This window comes from Sphingomonas ginsenosidivorax (assembly GCF_007995065.1).
Lineage (GTDB): Bacteria > Pseudomonadota > Alphaproteobacteria > Sphingomonadales > Sphingomonadaceae > Sphingomonas > Sphingomonas ginsenosidivorax.
Genome location: NZ_VOQR01000001.1, coordinates 3,553,767 through 3,570,258, shown reverse-complemented (window position 1 = coordinate 3,570,258; position 16,492 = coordinate 3,553,767). Strand labels below are relative to the sequence as shown.

Sequence of the window (16,492 nt, the reverse complement as noted above, 5' to 3'; positions counted from 1 at the left end):
AGACACTTCATGACCCCGACCGGCAACACGATCCTCATCACCGGCGGCGGCTCGGGAATCGGCGCGGCGCTCGCGCAGCGTCTCCACGACGCCGGCAACAGCGTCATCGTCGCCGGGCGGCGGCAGGAGGCGCTCGACGAGACGATCGCCGGCCGCGAGCGGATGAGCGCGGTGACGCTCGACATCGACGATCCTGCCGCGATCACAGCGTTCGCGGCCCGCGTCCTTGCCGACCACCCGGCGCTCAATGTCGTCATCAACAATGCCGGCATCATGAAGCTGGAGGACATCACGGCAAAGCGCGACCTGGCGGACGTGGAAGCGACGATCGTCACCAACCTGCTCGGCCCGATCCGGCTGATCGACGCCTTTGTCGACCATCTGAAGATGCAAGACGGCGCGACGATCGTCAACCTGACGTCCGGGCTCGCCTTCGTCCCGTTGACCGCGGCGCCGACCTATTCGGCGACCAAGGCGGCGATCCATTCCTATACGGTCAGCCTGCGCCGCGCGCTCGAGGGGCAGGTCGCGGTGATCGAGATCGCGCCACCGGGCGTCCAGACCGCGCTGACCCCAGGGCAGGAGACGCGCCCCGGCTACATGCCGCTGGACGCGTTCGCCGACGAGGTCATGGCGTTGTGGGCGGAACTGCCCCCCTCGAACGAGATCCTGGTCGAGCGCGTCCGGCCGCTGCGCAACGCGGAGGCCGACCACCGGTTTCCGGAAACTCTGGGCCAGCTTAACGAATCCGCGGAACGCGCGCGCGCGGCTGGCAACGCCTAGGCCAGATCCGGTCGGCGGCGGGCACCTGTGCTCGCCGCCGACGATTGCGTTTCCTGCATTCGGGATGGTGATCGTTGCGATTGCGACCGGACGGCAGGCAGACCAGATACACCTCGATGCTGCGACGCAGCAAAGCACGAGGTTTATTATGTTCAGTCTAATCGCTCTGTATGTGACCCATCGCCGGCAGGCGACGGTTCCTGCTGTCTCCGCCGCACCGATGGCCCCCGTCGCCGTTAACGACCGCGACGCGGCACCGACGGCGCGCGCCGCCTGACATCATCGAACCGCGCCGGCACGGCGCGGTCGGGCCGGGGTCAGGCCGTCAGGCGGATGACGTCGTCGCTGACCGGACTTGCGCCCTCGCAGGCGAACGCCGCGGCGGCGAGGATCGCCGATTCGCTGAACGGCTTACGGATATACCCGAGCGCCGGGCTGTTATCGCCAATCTGGCTCGGGTTGGCGGTAACGAACACGACCTTCACATTATGCTCGCGCGCAATCCTCTCGGCGATTTCCGGACCGGTCGGCCCATCGCGCAGATTGATGTCGACGAACGCGAACGAACATTGCGGTGCCGCTGCGATCGCGCCTTCGCGATCGGCGGCGATCGCGACAACCGCATAGCCCGCATCGGTGAGGATCCTTTCCAGGTCCAGGGCGACGAAGATCTCGTCCTCAACGATGAGCGCGGTGTTGGTCATGGCACTGCAACAGTCACGCGCCACTTGCGTTCCCGCTTCGTGTTAATATCGATCAATATCGGTGCAAGATCGACAATAATGTCACGCTCGACGCAGCAGAAAAATCGCGTGCTCCGCCAGCAGGTTGGCGGCGGATGACGTCGTTTTCTTGTCGCCGGACAGGAACCATGCGCCCTCGACCGTCACCCCCCGTGGTCTCAAAAAGGCACGGAAATCGTCGATCGTGACGTGATGGATGTTGGGCGTGTCGTACCAGCTCTCGGGCAATTGCCGCGTCACCGGCATCCGCCCGCCCCACAGCAGCGACAGCCGCACGCGCCAATGCGCGAAATTGGGGAAGCTGACGAACGCGCGTTCGCCGATCCGCAACAGCTCGTCGAGTACGACGTCGGGCGCGCGCGCGGTCTGCAGCGTCTGGCTGAGGATCGCATAGTCGAAGCTGGCATCGGGATAGCCGGCAAGGTCGATATCGGCGTCACCCTGGATCACCGACAGCCCGCGCCCGACCGCGGCGGCGACGTTGCCCGCATCGATCTCCAGCCCGCGCGCATCGACGCCGCGCTCGTCGCGCAACGCCGCCATCAACGCGCCGTCGCCGCAGCCGATATCGAGCACGCGGCTGCCCGGCGCGACGTTCTGCGCGATGATCGCAAGGTCTGCGCGAAGCGTCATGGCTCGGCTCGCAGACGCGCGGCGGTGTCGGGGTCCAGCCGTTCCATATAGCGTTCGGGACGCAGCGGCGCGTGGAAGCCGATCGCCTCGTACACGCCGTGCGCGTCCGCCGTCACCAGGCCGATGCGGCGGATCCCGGCGAAGCGGGGATGGTCGACGAACCAGCCGACCATGCGGCGCGCGAGCCCCCGTCCGCGAACGCTCTCGTCGACCCAGACATCGGCGATCCAGGCGAAGGTCGCATGATCGGTGATCGCGCGCGCGAACCCGACCTGGACGTCGCGGTCATACGCGCCCAGGCAATGCGATCCCGCGATCGCGCGCTCGACCAGATCGCGCGCGATGCCTGGCGACCAGTAGCTGCCCGCGAGCCAGGGATGGATACGATCGAGCTGAAGCCGGGTCGCGTCGTCCGAAAGCGTGATCATGCGCCGGCCCTCAGGAAACCGTCGACGACGCGGTTGAGCTCGGGTGCTTCCAGCAGGAAGGCGTCGTGGCCGTACGGGCTCGACAGCTCGACGAAGCTGACCGGCGCGCCTGCGGCGTTGAGCGCCTGCACGATGCTGCGCGACTCCGCGGTGGGGTAGAGCCAGTCGGTGTCGAAGCTGACCAGGCAGAAGCGCGACTTGGTTGCGCGGAACGCGCCCGCGAGCAGCCCGCCATGCTCTTCGGCGAGATCGAAATAATCCATCGCGCGGGTGATGTAGAGGTAGGAGTTCGCGTCGAACCGGTCGGTGAAGGCGAGCCCCTGGTGGCGCAGATAGCTCTCGACCTGGAAGTCGGCGTCGAAGCCGAAGCTCTTGGCCTCGCGTGCCTGGAGGCGGCGGCCGAACTTCTCGGTCAGCCCTGCCTCGGACAGATAGGTGATGTGCGCCGCCATCCGCGCGACGGCGAGCCCCGCGCTGGGCGGATCGCCCTCGTAATAGTCGCCGCCGCGCCAGTTGGGGTCGGCCATCACCGCCTGGCGCCCGACCTCGTGGAACGCGATGTTCTGCGCGGTGTGGCGCGCGGTCGAGGCGATGACGACGGTCGCGCGGACGCGGTCCGGGAAGGTGGCGGGCCAGCTCAGCGCCTGCATGCCGCCCATCGACCCGCCGACGACGGCGGCCAGCACGCCGATGCCGAGATGGTCGAGCAGCATGGCTTGCGCGCGCACCATGTCGCGGATCGTGATGACGGGGAAGCTCATGCCCCAGGGCTGGCCGGTCGCGGGGTTGACGGTCGCCGGGCCCGACGAGCCCATGCAGCTGCCAAGCACGTTCGCGCACACGACGAAATGGCGGTCGGGATCGATCGGCCGGCCCGGGCCGACCATCCGCGTCCACCAGCCGGGCTTGCCGGTGCGCGGGTGCGCCGAGGCGACATGCTGGTCGCCGGTCAGTGCGTGGCAGACGAGGACCGCGTTCGACGCCTCGGCGTTGAGCGTCCCGTAGGTCTCGTAGGCGATATCGACTGGCGACAGCAGCACGCCGCCGTCGAGCCGGAGCGGCCCCGCCAGCGTCACGCGGCGCGCAAGGCCGAAGCGCGGGTCGATCGTGTCTGAAGTCGCGAGCATGGGCCCGCGCTACCACAACCATTTGCCACCGCGCCACCGCGACCGCTATGGCCGCGGCCATGACCGTACCCGCTCCCAAACCCTGGATCCTGGGCATCGCGCCCTACACCCCCGGCCGTTCGACGACCGACGATGGCCGCAAGGTCACCAAGCTGTCCTCGAACGAGAACCCGCTCGGCACCAGCGCGGCCGCGAAGGCGGCGTTCGACGCCGCCGACCGGACGCTCGAACGCTACCCGGACGCGAGCGCAGCCGAACTGCGCGAGGCGCTAGCGGCGCATTACGATCTCGACCCCGCGCGGATCATCTACGGCACCGGGTCGGACGAGATCCTGCACCTCGCCGCCGGCGCCTATGCGGGCCCAGGCGACGAGATCATCCATGTCCGCTACGGCTTCGCGGTCTACGAGATCGCGACGCGGCGCGTCGGCGCCGAACCCGTGGTGGTGCCCGACCGCGACTATGCGACCGATGTCGACGCGATCCTTGCCGCGGTGACCGACAAGACGCGCGTCGTCTTCGTCGCCAACCCCAACAACCCGACCGGCACCTTCACCGTGCGCAGCGAGATCGCGCGGCTCCATGCCGGGCTGCCGGACGACGTGCTGCTCGTGCTCGACCAGGCCTATGCCGAATATCTGAGCCCCGAGGAGGACGATGCCGGCCTCGCGCTCGCGATGACCGAGCCCAACGTGCTGGTCACGCGGACCTTCTCGAAGATCCACGGCCTTGCCGCCGAGCGGATCGGCTGGGGCTATGCCTGCCCCGCGGTGATCGACGCGATGCACCGCATCCGCGCGCCGTTCAACGTGACGACCGCGGGCCAGGCCGCCGCGGTCGCGGCGATCGGCGACACCGCGTTCGTCGACGCGACGCGCGCGCACAACGACACATGGCGCGGCTGGTTCGTCGAGCAGATCGACGCGATGGGCAATGCCGGCCTGCGCCCGGTGCCGTCCAAGGCGAACTTCGTGCTCGTGCTGTTCGAGGGATCGCTCAGCGCCGACGCCGCCTATCACGGACTGATGGAGGCGGGGTACCTCGTCCGCTGGCTGCCCGGCCAGGGCCTGCCGAACGCGCTGCGCATCACGATCGGTACCGAGGACGAGACGCGCGGCGTGATCGCGGCACTGCGCGCGCTGACCGACCGCTGATGCTGCCGTTCGCGCGCGTCACGATCGTCGGTCTCGGGCTGATCGGCTCGTCAGTGGCGCGCGCGGTGATGCAGGCGATGCCGACCGTCCGGGTGACGGGCTACGACGCGGACGCGGGCGTGCGCGAGACCGCGGATCGCCTGCAGATCTGCCACGACGTCGCGGACAGCGCCGGCGCGGCGGTGATCGATGCCGACCTCGTCATCCTGTGCGTCCCCGTCGGCGCGATGGGCGCGGTCGCGGCGGAGTTCGCCGCCGACCTGCCCGCCGACGCGATCGTCAGCGACGTCGGCAGCTGCAAGGCCGAGGTCGCGCGCGCGCTGTCCGCCGCGTTGCCGGGCGCCACGGTCATCCCCGCGCACCCGGTCGCCGGCACCGAGCGCAGCGGCCCGGAAGCGGGCTTCGCCACCCTGTTCAAGCATCGCTGGTGCATCGTCACCCCGCCCGAGGGGGCCGACGCCGCCGCGGTCGAGCGCGTGTCCGAGTTCTGGCGACGGCTCGGCGCCGAGGTCGAGACGATGGCGCCCGAGCATCACGACCGCGTGCTCGCGGTCACCAGCCATCTGCCCCATCTGATCGCCTATACGATCGTCGGCACCGCGAGCGACCTCGAGGAAGTGACGCAGTCCGAGGTGATCAAATATTCGGCAGGCGGATTCCGCGATTTCACGCGGATCGCGGCGTCGGACCCGACGATGTGGCGCGACGTGTTCCTGACCAACCGCGAGGCGGTGCTGGAGATGCTCCAGCGCTTCTCGGAGGATCTGAGCCACCTGCAGCGCGCGATCCGCTGGGGTGACGGCGACGCGTTGTTCGACCTGTTCACGCGCACCCGCGCGGTGCGCCGCTCGATCGTCGAACAGGGCCAGGACGACGACGCCCCCGATTTCGGACGGACGCACGAGTAGCGGTTTTCCTGCGAGGGCAGGAGCACCGTCAGGCTTCCAGCGCGTTCATTGCCGCGTGTACCCGCGCCTCGGCGTCTTCGCGCGGCAGGCCTGGGGGGATCACGTCGCCGAAGCGGAAGGTGACGACGCCTGGCCCCTTGGGGCCCTTTTTCGGCCAGACCACGCCGCTGTCGCACGCGATCGGCACCGTGGGCATCTTCAGCGTGCGATAGAGCCCCGCGAACCCGGGTTTCAGCGGCGGGTGTTCGCCCGGCGACACCCGCGTGCCTTCGGGAAAGATCAGGATCGAGCGACCCGTGGCCTTCGCGGCGGTCGCTTCGCGCATCATGCCGCGCATCGCGCCCGCCGAGGCGTCGCGGTCGACCACGATCGCGCCGTAGCGCCGCGCCGCCCAGCCCCAGAGCGGGATGTCGGCGAGTTCGCGCTTAAGCACCATCGCCGGGCCGTCGAGCAACGCCTGCAGTTCGAGCGTCTCGAACATCGCCTGGTGCTTGCACGCGTAGAACGCCGGTTCGGTCGGGCGCGTGCCCTCGATCCGGATCTTGATGCCGAGGATGACGCGCGTCGCCCAGCGGTGGAACCGGGTCCACACCGTCGCATGTGCGATCACGGCCTTGTCGCCGAACAGCGCCGAGATCGGCACGCTGGCGACGATCGGCAGCGAGATGCTGTAGAACACGATCATGAAGACGATCGTGCGAACCCAGGCGATCATGTACCCATTCCGATCCAGAGCGCGATCCGACGCAGGATCAGCTTGTTATATTCGTTGACCAGCATCCCGAGCCGCGGGGTGCCGGGCACGCCGTCGCCCAGCACGGTGACGTGATGGTCGAGCGCGGCGTCGAGTTCCATCTTCGCGCGCGGCACGTGCCAGTCCGAGGTGACGAGGCGCACCGAGCGATATTTATGCACACGGACCCAGGCCGCGGTCTCCTCGGCATTGGAGCGCGTGTCGACCGCGTCGGCGCCGAGATCGATGCAGCAGGCGAACAGCGCGGCGGGTGTGCGATATTCGCGCGCGAGGTCGATCGGCCGCACCCCCGGCGCAACGCCGGTGACGAGCATCCGCCGCGCCTGGTGCCGCCGCAACAGGTCGAGCCCGCGGTCGATCCGCCCTGCGGCCCCGGTCGGCACCACGATCGCATCGGTCGTCGTTCCCTCCAGCGGCATCGGAAGCAGCAGCATGAACGCCGCGAAGCCGAGCGCCCAGGCGAGCGCGACGAGCCCGAACAGCCGGACGATCACAGCGTACGCCTGAGAGCGCGGACGATCGTCACGCGCGCCGACAGCGTGGCGAGCAGCACGAAGCCGATCGGCAGACAGACCAGCAGCAGCCAGTCCGCCACCGACAGCATCGCGCCGCTGAGCAGTTCGGAGCCGAGCAGGCTGAGCCGCGCACCGACGATCCCGATCACGCCCAGCGCGGCAATCCCGCCGACGATCCCGCCGAACCCGGCGTCGAGCGCGATCCGGCGCTGGAACAGCCGCGCGACCTGCAGGTCGGTCGACCCCAGCATGTGCATCACCTCGATCGTCGGGCGATGCGCCTCGAGTCCCGCACGCGCAGCGAGCATCACCACCGCCGCGGTCGCGCCACCCATCAGCAGCACCAGCGCGAGCGCCAGCCACGTCAGCGACGTCATGAAGCCGCTGACCGGGGACATCCAGCTTTCGTGCCGGTCGACGCGCGCGGAGCGGCTGATCGCATGCACCGTCGCCGCGATCCGCGCGTCGGCCGCATCGCCGCCGGCGAGGTCGATGTCGATCATCGCCGGCACTGGCAGCTGCGGATCGGCGCCGTCGCTGCCGAGCCACGGACGCAGCAATCGCGTCAGCTCGGCGCGGTCGACCGGCGTCGCGCGCGCGACCTGCGGCAGGCGGCGCACTGCGGCCAGCACGCGCTGCGCGACCGCATCGCGGCGCACCGGATCGCCCTCGACGATCTGCACGGTCAGCCGTCCGACGAGCTGGCGATCGAGCACCCGCGCGGCGCTTGCGGTGCCGAGCCCGAGCGCAGCCGCGAGCATCGTCAGGAACAGCATGATCGCCATCACCCACGCCATCGCGCGCAAGCCCCCGACCTCGTCGAGCACGCGCCGGTCCGTCGCGCGGCGGCTCATGATTCGGGCCGGTGCGGCGGATGACGCAGCGATCCCGTGGGGTCGAGCAGCCGCCCGTGGTCGAGCCGCATCATCTGCGCGTGCGGAATGCGGTTGAGCAGGTGGAAGTCGTGCGTCGCGACCACCACCGTGGTGCCGAGCTTGTTGAGCGAATCGAACAGATGCAGCAGCCGTTCGGCCATGTCGGGGTCGACGTTGCCGGTGGGCTCGTCGGCGACCAGGATCTCGGGCCGGCCGATCACCGCGCGCGCGATCGCGACGCGCTGCTGTTCGCCGCCCGACAGCGTCGCGGGCCGCGCCTGCGCGCGTTCGGCGAGCCCGACCCAGGCGAGCATCTCCTGCACCGGCTGTTCGATATCGACCTCGGGCACGCCCGCGACGCGCAGCGGCAGCGCGATATTGTCGCGCGCCGACAGATGGGGGACGAGCCGGAAATCCTGGAACACCACGCCGATCCGTCGCCGGAACCCGGGCAGCCGGTCGCGCGGCAGCAGCACCGCATCCTCGCCGAACAACCGGATCACGCCGCGCGTCGGACGCTGCGCCAGATACAGGAGTTTCAGCAGCGAGGTCTTGCCCGCGCCGCTCGCGCCGGTGACGAAATAGAATTGCCCGCTGCGCAGCGTAAAGCTGACATCGGTCAGCGTCTCCGCGCCCGTGCCGTAGCGCAGGCCGATATTCTCGAACTGGACGATGTTCGCCATGCGTTGTGGTCGCGCCCGCTCTGTTACCCGATGCCCCGGTCCGCTTTCGCATGGCCCGCGCGCGGCTTCAAGCGCACGCCCCGGGGGCCTGCCTCTGGCGGGCACGGGGCTTGCCATGAGTCGGGGCGCCGTGCTTAGATTCACGGCGATAAGGCCCAAGTCCGGCGGCCGCGCGGTGAAGCGTACCCATGATCCTGCAATGCCCCGAGTGCAGCACCCGCTATCTGGTGCCCGACAGCGCGATCGGCGCCGACGGCCGCACCGTGCGCTGCGCCAATTGCAAGCATAGCTGGTTCCAGGCCGCGACCCCGATCGAGCCGGTCGCGCCGCCGCCGATCGCGGATACGCCGGCACCGTTCGCGCCGCTCGCGCCGCTGGCATCGGCGCCGGACCCCGCGCCCCTCCCCGCTCCGTCGCCCCCGCCCCCCGCCGCGCCCAGCGTCGCGGCGGAACCGGTGGCCGAGCCGATCGCCCGGTTCGAACCGGTCGCCCAGCCCGTCCGGCCGCGAATCAACGTGACCAGGCGCTGGACGATCGCGGCAGTCGCGGCGGGTCTGCTGATGCTGCTCGCGGTGGTCGCGATCCTGTATCTGGGTGCGCCAGGGATCGGCACCACGCTCGGGATCGGCGCCGACCAGACCCCGCTGCGGCTGCGCGACAACCCGATCGAGCGCCGCGAGCTCGAGAACGGGTCCGAACTGTTCGCGGTCAGCGGCCAGGTGACGAATCCCTCCGACTCCCGTCAGCGCGTCCCCGACATCCGCGCCGAGCTGCGCGATGCGCAGGGGCGGATCGTCTATAGCTGGACGATCACCCCGCAGCAGCGGACTCTACCGCCCGGCGGTGCGATCGACTTCAATTCGGCTAAGCTCGACGTGCCGTCGAATTCGAAGCGGCTGGAACTGAGTTTTGCGGGCGAGAGCACGCTCTAGGGGACGGGAACTGTTCTCCCCCTGCCGTTCGTCCTGAGTAAGGACTGAGCGCAGGCGAAGGCCCGTATCGAAGGACAGGTTAGCGCGCGGAACCTGTGCTTCGATACGAGCCTTCGATACGCCTCTTTGGGGCTACTCAGTCTCTACTCAGCACGAACGGGTAGGGGTGACGCACCCTACCGCGCCAGCGCCTCGGCGATCAGCTTGCGCGAATTCGCGACCCCGTACAACGCGATGAAGCTGCCCATCCGCGGCCCCTGTTCGGACCCGAGCAGCGTCTCGTACAACGCCTTGAACCAGTCGCGCAGCGTCTCGAACCCGCCGGTCTTGCCGATCTCGTAGACGATGTTCTGGATATCCTCCGCGCTCGCGTTCGCGGGGAGCGCGGCGAGTTCGGTGTCGAGCCGTTCGAGTGCGGCGACCTCGACACCCTCGGGCGCACGCCGCTTCAAGGTCGGCGCGACGAAATCGCGGCCATAGGCCAGCGCGTGATCGATCAGCTTGTCGAGCTCGGGATAGGTCTCTGCCGACGCATCCGGCACATAGTTCGCCAGATAGCCCCAGACCTGCGCCTTGCTCGCATCGCCCATCACACCGACGAGGTTGAGCAGCAGCCCGAACGTCACCGGCAGCTCGCCCGTCGGCAGCTTGCCGTCGTGGACGTGGTGCACCGGGTTACCGAGCTTCTGCTTCAGGTCCTGGCCCGCATAATTGCCGCGGAACTGCCAATATTCGTCCACCGCACGCGGGATCACGCCCATGTGCAGCGACTTGGCCTTCTTGGGCTCGCGGTACGCGTAGAAGGCGAGGCTCTCCTGCGGGCCATAGGTTAGCCACTGGTCGAGGCTGAGGCCGTTGCCCTTGGACTTCGAAATCTTCTCGCCATTCTCGTCGAGGAACATCTCGTAGTTGAACCCCTCGGGCGGGCGGCCGCCGAGCACGCGCGCGATCTTCGACGACTGCGTCACCGAATCGATCAGGTCCTTGCCCGCCATCTCGTAATCGACGCCGAGCGCGACCCAACGCATCGCCCAGTCGACCTTCCACTGCAGCTTGGCCTTGCCGCCCAGTACCGACTGCTCGATCCGCTGGCCGTCATCCTCGAACGCGATCAGCCCGGCCTCGGCATCGACCACCTCGATCGGCACCTGCAGCACGATGCCACTGGTCGGCGAGATCGGCAGCACCGGCGAATAGGTCGCGCGGCGTTCGGCGCGTAGCGTCGGCAGCATGACGTCCTGGATGCTCTGGAAGTGTCGCAGCACACCCTTTAGCGCCTCGTCGAACCGGCCGCTGGTGTAATAGTCCGTGGAGGAGGCGAACTCGTACTCGAAGCCGTAGCGGTCGAGGAAGTCGCGCAGCGTCGCATTGTTGTGCGCCGCGAAGCTGTCGTGGCAGCCGAACGGATCGGGCACCTGCGTCAACGGCTTGCCGAGATGCTCGGCGAGCATCGCGCCGTTGGGCACGTTGTCCGGCACCTTGCGCAGGCCGTCCATGTCGTCCGAGAATGCGATCAGCCGCGTCGGCGTGTCGCTGAGCGCGTGGTACGCGTTGCGCACCATCGTCGTGCGCAGCACCTCGTTGAAGGTGCCGATATGCGGCAGCCCCGACGGGCCATAGCCGGTCTCGAACAGGATCGGGGCGCCGCCGGGCTTGCCGTCCGGATAGCGCTTGAGCAGTTTGCGCGCTTCCTCGTACGGCCAGGCTTTGGACTCGAGGGCGGCGGTGCGGAGTTCGTCGGTCATGGCCGAAGCGACTAGCGCCTCGGCCACTTCCCGTCACCCCTGCGCACTTTATCAGCGGCAGCGGCGCTTCGCGGTCATCGACCGGTCGATCGCACGCCCGCCGAGCGCACCGGCCGCACCGCCGGCCACCGTGCCGAGCAGTCCGCCGCCGACCGCATTGCCGAGTACCGCGCCACCGACGCCGCCAGCGACCAGCCCGGTCGTGCCGCTCGAATAGCGGCAGCGCTTGGCGCGGTAGCGCTGGTTCTTGCCGCGATACTCCTTGCGCGCCTCGGCCTTGCTTGCGGGGATCACCACCGCTGCCGGAATCGCCAGCGACAACGCGCTCAAAGCCATCAACATGTTACGCATGCAGTATCTCCCTGTTGTATCATCCCGCGCAACGCGTGTGGGTAGGCGGCGGTTGCATCGCGGGCAGCGGGGGCCGGGCGGTTGCCCCACCCCGTCATCCCAGCGAAGGCTGGGATCTCCATACGCAGGCGCGGTTCGCCGCCGCGCAAGACCCCAGCCTGCGCTGGGGTGACGGATATGGAGTGCGGCCGACTACACGCCTGTTGCCCTTTCGTTCCCGACACGCGATATCTCGCCCATGCCGCTCCCGTACCCAGCCCTGCACGCCAGCCATGCCGGCATCTGGATCGCGACCGGGGAGGAAACCCGCGCGGTCGGGCGCGGCGAGGCGATCCGGATCGCGGCGGACACCCCCGTCATCCTGCTCAACGCGCCGCTGATCGGGCAGCGGCTGGGCTATGCCGAGCTGACCGGGCTCGACTTGCTCGAACTCTATGCGTTCCTGCGCCCCGCGCAGTTCGCGGTGCCGACGCCCAAGGGCCTCGCGCGCGTCGCCGGGCTGCCGATGCCGACCGACGACGCGCAGATCGCGCCGTTCCTGCTGCGCGCGGTGGAAGCGCTGCTCGACCTCACCGACGGCGACTGGCCCGAGCGCGAGGGCGCGTGGACCGCGGCGCAGTCGCTGTTCCGCCTGCGCTGGCCCTGGGCACCGGTCGTTGCCGAGCGGCTGAAGAAGCCGGCGGTCAACGAACGCTGGCTGTTCAGCCGCCTCCCCGAATGGGAGGAGCACGCCCCCCGCCCCGCGCCGCGCACCGTCACGATCGAGCCGGGCGAGGCCGAGACGCGGCTCGTCGACCTGACCGGCCACGGCGCCGAGGAACGCGCCGGACAGCGCGCCTATGCCGGCGCCGCCACCGCCGCGTTCGCGCCAAGGGCCGTCCGCGACACGCCCAATCTCGTACTCGCCGAGGCGGGCACCGGGATCGGCAAGACCTTGGGCTATCTCGCGCCCGCGTCGCTCTGGGCGGAGAAGGCGGGCGGCGCGGTGTGGATCTCGACCTATACCAAGGCGCTGCAACGCCAGCTCGGCCAGGAGACCGCGCGGCTCTATCCCGATGCCGCGACGCGGAAAGCCAAGGTCGTGACGCGCAAGGGCCGCGAGAATTATCTCTGCCTGCTCAACCTCGAGGATGCGCTGCAGGGCGGGTTCGCGGGCCGTGCGGCGATCCTCGCGCATCTGGTCGCGCGCTGGGCGGCGTACAGCGCGGACGGCGACATGGTCGGCGGCGACCTTCCTGGTTGGCTGCCCACGCTGTTCCGCCGCAACGGCTCGACCGCGCTGACCGACCGGCGCGGGGAGTGCGTCTATGCCGGCTGCCCGCATTACAAGAAATGCTTCATCGAGCGCGCCGCCCGCGCCTCGTCCGAAGCGGACATCGTCATCGCCAACCATGCGCTGGTGATGGTCAACGCCGCGCGTGGCCGCGAACTCGCGACCCGCCCGACGCGATACGTGTTCGACGAGGGGCATCACATCTTCGACGCCGCCGATTCGATGTTCGCGACCGCGCTCACCGGCGCCGAGACGATCGAGCTGCGCCGCTGGATCCTCGGCCCCGAATCGGGCGGGCGCGGGCGTCGCCGCGGGCTCGCCGCGCGGCTGTCGGACGTCGCGAGCTACGACGAGGGCGGCTCGCGCGCGATCGCCGAGGCGGTCGCCGCCGCAGGGGCGCTCGCGAGCGAAGGCTGGCTGCAACGCGTCGGCGAAGGCGCGCCGTTCGGCCCGATCGAGACCCTGCTCGCAGCGGTCCGCGGCCTCACATATGCGCGCGCCGAACAGCCGGGCGACGCGGGCTATGGCCTCGAGACCGAGCTCGCCGAACCCGACGCGACGCTGATCGAGGCCGCCGCCGCTGCCGCCGCCGCGCTCGACACTTTGGTCCGCCCGCTGGTCACGCTCGGCCGGCGGCTCGAGGCGGTGCTCGCCGAGGCGCCCGACTGGCTCGACGGCCCGGCGCGCGCGCGCGTCGAGGGCGCGATCGCGTCGATCGGCTGGCGCGCCGAGACGGTGGCGGCCTGGCTTTCGCTGCTCGCGCGCGTCGGCGGGCCCGCGGATGCCGATTTCGTCGACTGGCTCGCGGTCGACCGCGGCGACGGTCGCGAGTTCGACATCGGGTTGCACAGGCACTGGCTCGACCCGACCCGCCCGTTCGCCGAGATCGTCCTGAAGCCCGCGCACGGTGCGCTCGTCACGTCGGCGACGCTGACCGGCGGCGGCACGCACGAGGAAGGCTGGGAGGTCGCCGAGGCGCGCAGCGGCGCGCCGCACCTCGCGCGCCCGGCGTCGCGGTTCCAGGCGGTCAGCCCGTTCGACTATGCCCGGCAGGCCGAGGTCCTGATCGTCACCGACGTCAAGCGCGGCGACATTCCCGCACTCGCCAACGCCTATGCGCGGCTGATCGTCGCGAGCGGCGGCGGGACGCTCGGGCTGTTCACCGCGATCCGTCGCCTGCGCGGCGTCCATGGCCGGATCGCCGATCGGCTGGCGCGCGAGGGCCTGCCGCTGCACGCACAGCATGTCGACCCGATCGACACCGGCACGCTCGTCGACATTTTCCGCGACGATCCGGGGGCGTCGCTGCTCGGCACCGACGCGCTGCGCGACGGCGTTGACGTGCCCGGCGATTCGCTGCGGCTGGTGGTGATGGAGGGCGTGCCCTGGCCCAAGCCCTCGGTGCTGCACGGCGCGCGGCGGCTGGCGGGCGGCGGCTCGGCCTATGACGACCGCATCGTCCGCGCGCGGCTCGCGCAGGCGTTCGGCCGGCTGATCCGCCGCGCCGACGATTCGGGTGCGTTCGTGATGCTGTCGGCGGCAATGCCCTCGCGGCTGCTCACCGCCTTCCCGCCGGGCGTGCCGATCGCACGCGTGACCCTGGACGAAGCGGTGAGTCGAATCGCGGCACGGCTTTCCTCGAGCCCGCGCCTGGGGCATGGAATGCGCGAACCGGCCTGAGGACGCCCATGAAGACGCTGACGCTGCTGCGCCACGCCAAGTCCGGCTGGGACGACCCGGTCGCACGCGATTACGATCGCCCGCTGAACGGCAAGGGCAAGCGCGCCGCCGCGATGGTCGGCCGGCACATGCGCAGCCTGGCGCTCGACTTCGATCATGTCGTCGCCTCGCCGGCGGTCCGCGTGGTCGAGACGCTCGACGAGATCGTCGCCGGCTATGGCCGCACGCTGGCCCCGGTCTGGGACCGGCGTGTCTACCTCGCCTCGTCGGCGACGTTGCTCGACATCGTCCACGGCCTGCCTGCCGAGGTGGAGCGCGCGCTGCTCGTCGGTCACAATCCGGGGCTCGAGGATCTCGTGCTGATGCTGGTCCCCGATGCGGTCGACGCGTTGCGCGACGCGGTCGAGCAGAAATACCCGACCGCGAGCCTTGCCGAACTGCAGTTCGAGACCGACGACTGGGGCGACGTGGCAACCGGCCGCGCCCGCTTCACGCGGTTCGTCCGTCCGCGGGACCTGGATCCGACGCTGGGACCCGACGCGGACTGAGTCCGTCGACCCGGGGTCCAGGGTTTCAAGTGGCGATCAACACCCCCCTTTACCGTTCGTGCTGAGCGAAGTCGAAGCACAGGACCCGAACGGGGACCCTTCGACTTCGCTCGGGGCGAACGGGGTGGGCGAACGGGAGAGGGGGCGAACGGCGGGGGCCGGACGGGGCGCCCGCAAACGGGGGGCGCTGCACTCCGCAAGCTCAAGTCCCGAGCCCCAACCCCATCACAATCCGTTATGCCGGGCCCGTCCCGGCATCCAGAGCCGCAAATGCTGCGCGTGATAACCCTGGATCCCGGGACAAGCCCGGGATGACGACGATACTGCCGCCGGCGAAGTTACTTCCCCGCCATCTTCGCCTTCAGCCCCGCAAACGCATTCGCCGGCTGGAAATCCTCTTCCGCGACCACGCCGGCCGCGGCCAGTACGTCTGCCGCATTCGGACCGCGCGGGAAGGGATCGAGCGCGAGCGCCAGCGTTTCCGCCGCCGCTTCGCCCAAGTCGATCGCGCCGCCTTCGATCAGCATCGTGTCGAGCACGTCCTCCGACAGCTCGATCTCGTCCGCCTCGGTCTCGAATTCCTCGACGAAGCGCAGGGAGACGGGTTCGTCGATCGTCACCGGCAGCGGCTCGCCCGTGACCGAGCACGCCTGCACCACATCGCCGCTGACCTGCCCTTGCGCGAACACGCTCCCCGCCTCGCGCCGCACCGCCAACGTCGCTTCGAGTCGCGCGATCGAGACCAGGCCGAAGCGCCTGGCGACCGCGGCGCGCTCGTCGGCGTCCGCAGCGATCGTCACCGTCCGGCCGCGCTCGCCGATCGTGTCGAGCCGTTCGCGACGACTGAATTCCGGATTCACGGCAAATCTCCCACCAGCAAATTGGTCATCGGCGTCGCCGCCAGCGCCGCCTGGAACCGCAGCAGCGACTCGCGGACATGTCGAAGCGCGTCGGGCGACGGCGCCGCCCCGCGATACAGGTTGCGGATCATCGCGCCGTCGATGTCGCCCGCCGCGAGCCCGTCGCGATACGCGCCGAGCCGCCCGCCGAGCATCCCCATCATCCGCCCGATATGCTTGCCGACGATGATGTCGCCGATCCCGAATTCGCGCAGCTGGCCGTCCATGTCGTCGACGAATCGCTCGGCGAGGCGCGCGGCGGGTTCGCCACCGGCGGGCTCGGATTCGAGTCGGAGCATCACCAGCGCGAGGATCGTGGCGATCATGTCGAACCGGCCGTCGACCGTGTCCGGCACGGCGCCCTCGCGGTACCAGTGTTCGGCGCGCCCCCGCGTCACCACCGCATTATACAGCGGTAGCGCCTCGTCGCGCTTCTCTCCCAGCAATCTGCCCAACCACCC

The 16,492-nt window shown here is 69.8% G+C and carries 18 protein-coding genes; 6 read left to right on the top strand and 12 right to left on the bottom strand.

The window, feature by feature from the left end; genetic code table 11:
* Positions 1–9: 9 nt before the first annotated feature.
* The gene (locus FSB78_RS16355) at positions 10–783 is read left to right on the top strand and encodes an SDR family oxidoreductase (protein ID WP_147083611.1); all 774 of its coding nucleotides are present in this window, start codon (positions 10–12) and stop codon (positions 781–783) included.
* 317 nt (positions 784–1,100) lie between these two features.
* Here the strand turns inward: FSB78_RS16355 and FSB78_RS16350 are convergent, their stop codons facing one another.
* The 4 genes from FSB78_RS16350 to metX form a co-directional block, all read right to left on the bottom strand.
* Positions 1,101–1,487, bottom strand: coding sequence for a response regulator (locus FSB78_RS16350; RefSeq protein ID WP_147083610.1), 387 nt, complete (start codon positions 1,485–1,487; stop codon positions 1,101–1,103).
* An 81-nt stretch (positions 1,488–1,568) separates the two neighbouring features.
* A complete protein-coding gene (gene metW / locus FSB78_RS16345) occupies positions 1,569–2,159 on the bottom strand; it encodes a methionine biosynthesis protein MetW (RefSeq protein WP_147083609.1) in 591 nt (196 codons plus the stop codon).
* Positions 2,156–2,587 (bottom strand): GNAT family N-acetyltransferase, encoded by a 432-nt coding sequence (locus tag FSB78_RS16340; protein ID WP_147083608.1) that lies wholly within the window; start codon positions 2,585–2,587, stop codon positions 2,156–2,158. Before FSB78_RS16340 ends, metW begins: the two co-directional genes overlap by 4 nt.
* Positions 2,584–3,714: a homoserine O-acetyltransferase MetX gene (metX, locus tag FSB78_RS16335; RefSeq protein WP_147083607.1), complete on the bottom strand. Its 1,131-nt coding sequence runs from the start codon at positions 3,712–3,714 to the stop codon at positions 2,584–2,586. The genes FSB78_RS16340 and metX overlap by 4 nt, the downstream gene beginning before the upstream one ends.
* A 59-nt stretch (positions 3,715–3,773) precedes the next feature.
* On the opposite strand from metX, the gene hisC reads away from it, so the two are divergent.
* Together hisC and FSB78_RS16325 are read left to right on the top strand one after the other, a co-directional pair.
* Complete coding sequence (gene hisC / locus FSB78_RS16330; RefSeq protein ID WP_147083606.1) at positions 3,774–4,868, top strand: histidinol-phosphate transaminase; 1,095 nt, start codon at positions 3,774–3,776, stop codon at positions 4,866–4,868.
* The gene (locus FSB78_RS16325; RefSeq protein WP_147083605.1) at positions 4,868–5,776 is read left to right on the top strand and encodes a prephenate/arogenate dehydrogenase family protein; all 909 of its coding nucleotides are present in this window, start codon (positions 4,868–4,870) and stop codon (positions 5,774–5,776) included. The genes hisC and FSB78_RS16325 overlap by 1 nt, the downstream gene beginning before the upstream one ends.
* Before the next feature lie 28 nt (positions 5,777–5,804).
* Here FSB78_RS16325 and FSB78_RS16320 read toward each other — a convergent pair whose 3' ends face one another.
* Genes FSB78_RS16320 through ftsE form a run of 4 tightly spaced genes read right to left on the bottom strand, consistent with a single transcriptional unit; the run spans position 5,805 to position 8,603 of the window.
* Entirely contained in the window at positions 5,805–6,491 is a 687-nt protein-coding gene (locus tag FSB78_RS16320; protein WP_199743208.1) for a lysophospholipid acyltransferase family protein, read from the bottom strand.
* A complete protein-coding gene (locus FSB78_RS16315; protein WP_147083604.1) occupies positions 6,488–7,024 on the bottom strand; it encodes a YdcF family protein in 537 nt (178 codons plus the stop codon). Before FSB78_RS16315 ends, FSB78_RS16320 begins: the two co-directional genes overlap by 4 nt.
* Positions 7,021–7,899, bottom strand: a complete 879-nt coding sequence (locus FSB78_RS16310) for a cell division protein FtsX (protein ID WP_147083603.1) — start codon at positions 7,897–7,899, stop codon at positions 7,021–7,023. Before FSB78_RS16310 ends, FSB78_RS16315 begins: the two co-directional genes overlap by 4 nt.
* Positions 7,896–8,603 carry a cell division ATP-binding protein FtsE gene (gene ftsE / locus FSB78_RS16305; RefSeq protein WP_147083602.1) on the bottom strand — a complete coding sequence of 236 codons (708 nt, stop codon included), beginning with the start codon at positions 8,601–8,603 and terminating at the stop codon, positions 7,896–7,898. The genes FSB78_RS16310 and ftsE overlap by 4 nt, the downstream gene beginning before the upstream one ends.
* A gap of 188 nt (positions 8,604–8,791) precedes the next feature.
* Here ftsE and FSB78_RS16300 point away from each other — a divergent pair, with 188 nt between their 5' ends.
* Positions 8,792–9,535, top strand: a complete 744-nt coding sequence (locus FSB78_RS16300; protein WP_147083601.1) for an MJ0042-type zinc finger domain-containing protein — start codon at positions 8,792–8,794, stop codon at positions 9,533–9,535.
* Between the two features lie 176 nt (positions 9,536–9,711).
* Here the strand turns inward: FSB78_RS16300 and FSB78_RS16295 are convergent, their stop codons facing one another.
* Together FSB78_RS16295 and FSB78_RS16290 are read right to left on the bottom strand one after the other, a co-directional pair.
* Positions 9,712–11,280 carry a lysine--tRNA ligase gene (locus tag FSB78_RS16295; RefSeq protein WP_147083600.1) on the bottom strand — a complete coding sequence of 523 codons (1,569 nt, stop codon included), beginning with the start codon at positions 11,278–11,280 and terminating at the stop codon, positions 9,712–9,714.
* A gap of 51 nt (positions 11,281–11,331) precedes the next feature.
* Complete coding sequence (locus tag FSB78_RS16290) at positions 11,332–11,631, bottom strand: hypothetical protein (RefSeq protein ID WP_147083599.1); 300 nt, start codon at positions 11,629–11,631, stop codon at positions 11,332–11,334.
* A gap of 238 nt (positions 11,632–11,869) precedes the next feature.
* On the opposite strand from FSB78_RS16290, the gene FSB78_RS16285 reads away from it, so the two are divergent.
* Together FSB78_RS16285 and FSB78_RS16280 are read left to right on the top strand one after the other, a co-directional pair.
* Positions 11,870–14,584 carry an ATP-dependent DNA helicase gene (locus tag FSB78_RS16285; protein ID WP_147083598.1) on the top strand — a complete coding sequence of 905 codons (2,715 nt, stop codon included), beginning with the start codon at positions 11,870–11,872 and terminating at the stop codon, positions 14,582–14,584.
* Positions 14,585–14,592: 8 nt separating this feature from the next.
* Complete coding sequence (locus FSB78_RS16280) at positions 14,593–15,132, top strand: SixA phosphatase family protein (protein WP_147083597.1); 540 nt, start codon at positions 14,593–14,595, stop codon at positions 15,130–15,132.
* Between the two features lie 338 nt (positions 15,133–15,470).
* On the opposite strand, the gene FSB78_RS16275 is transcribed toward FSB78_RS16280, so the two are convergent.
* Together FSB78_RS16275 and FSB78_RS16270 are read right to left on the bottom strand one after the other, a co-directional pair.
* Positions 15,471–15,992, bottom strand: coding sequence for a YceD family protein (locus FSB78_RS16275; RefSeq protein WP_147083596.1), 522 nt, complete (start codon positions 15,990–15,992; stop codon positions 15,471–15,473).
* Positions 15,989–16,477, bottom strand: coding sequence for a ubiquinol-cytochrome C chaperone family protein (locus tag FSB78_RS16270; RefSeq protein WP_147083595.1), 489 nt, complete (start codon positions 16,475–16,477; stop codon positions 15,989–15,991). The genes FSB78_RS16275 and FSB78_RS16270 overlap by 4 nt, the downstream gene beginning before the upstream one ends.
* Positions 16,478–16,492: the final 15 nt, after the last annotated feature.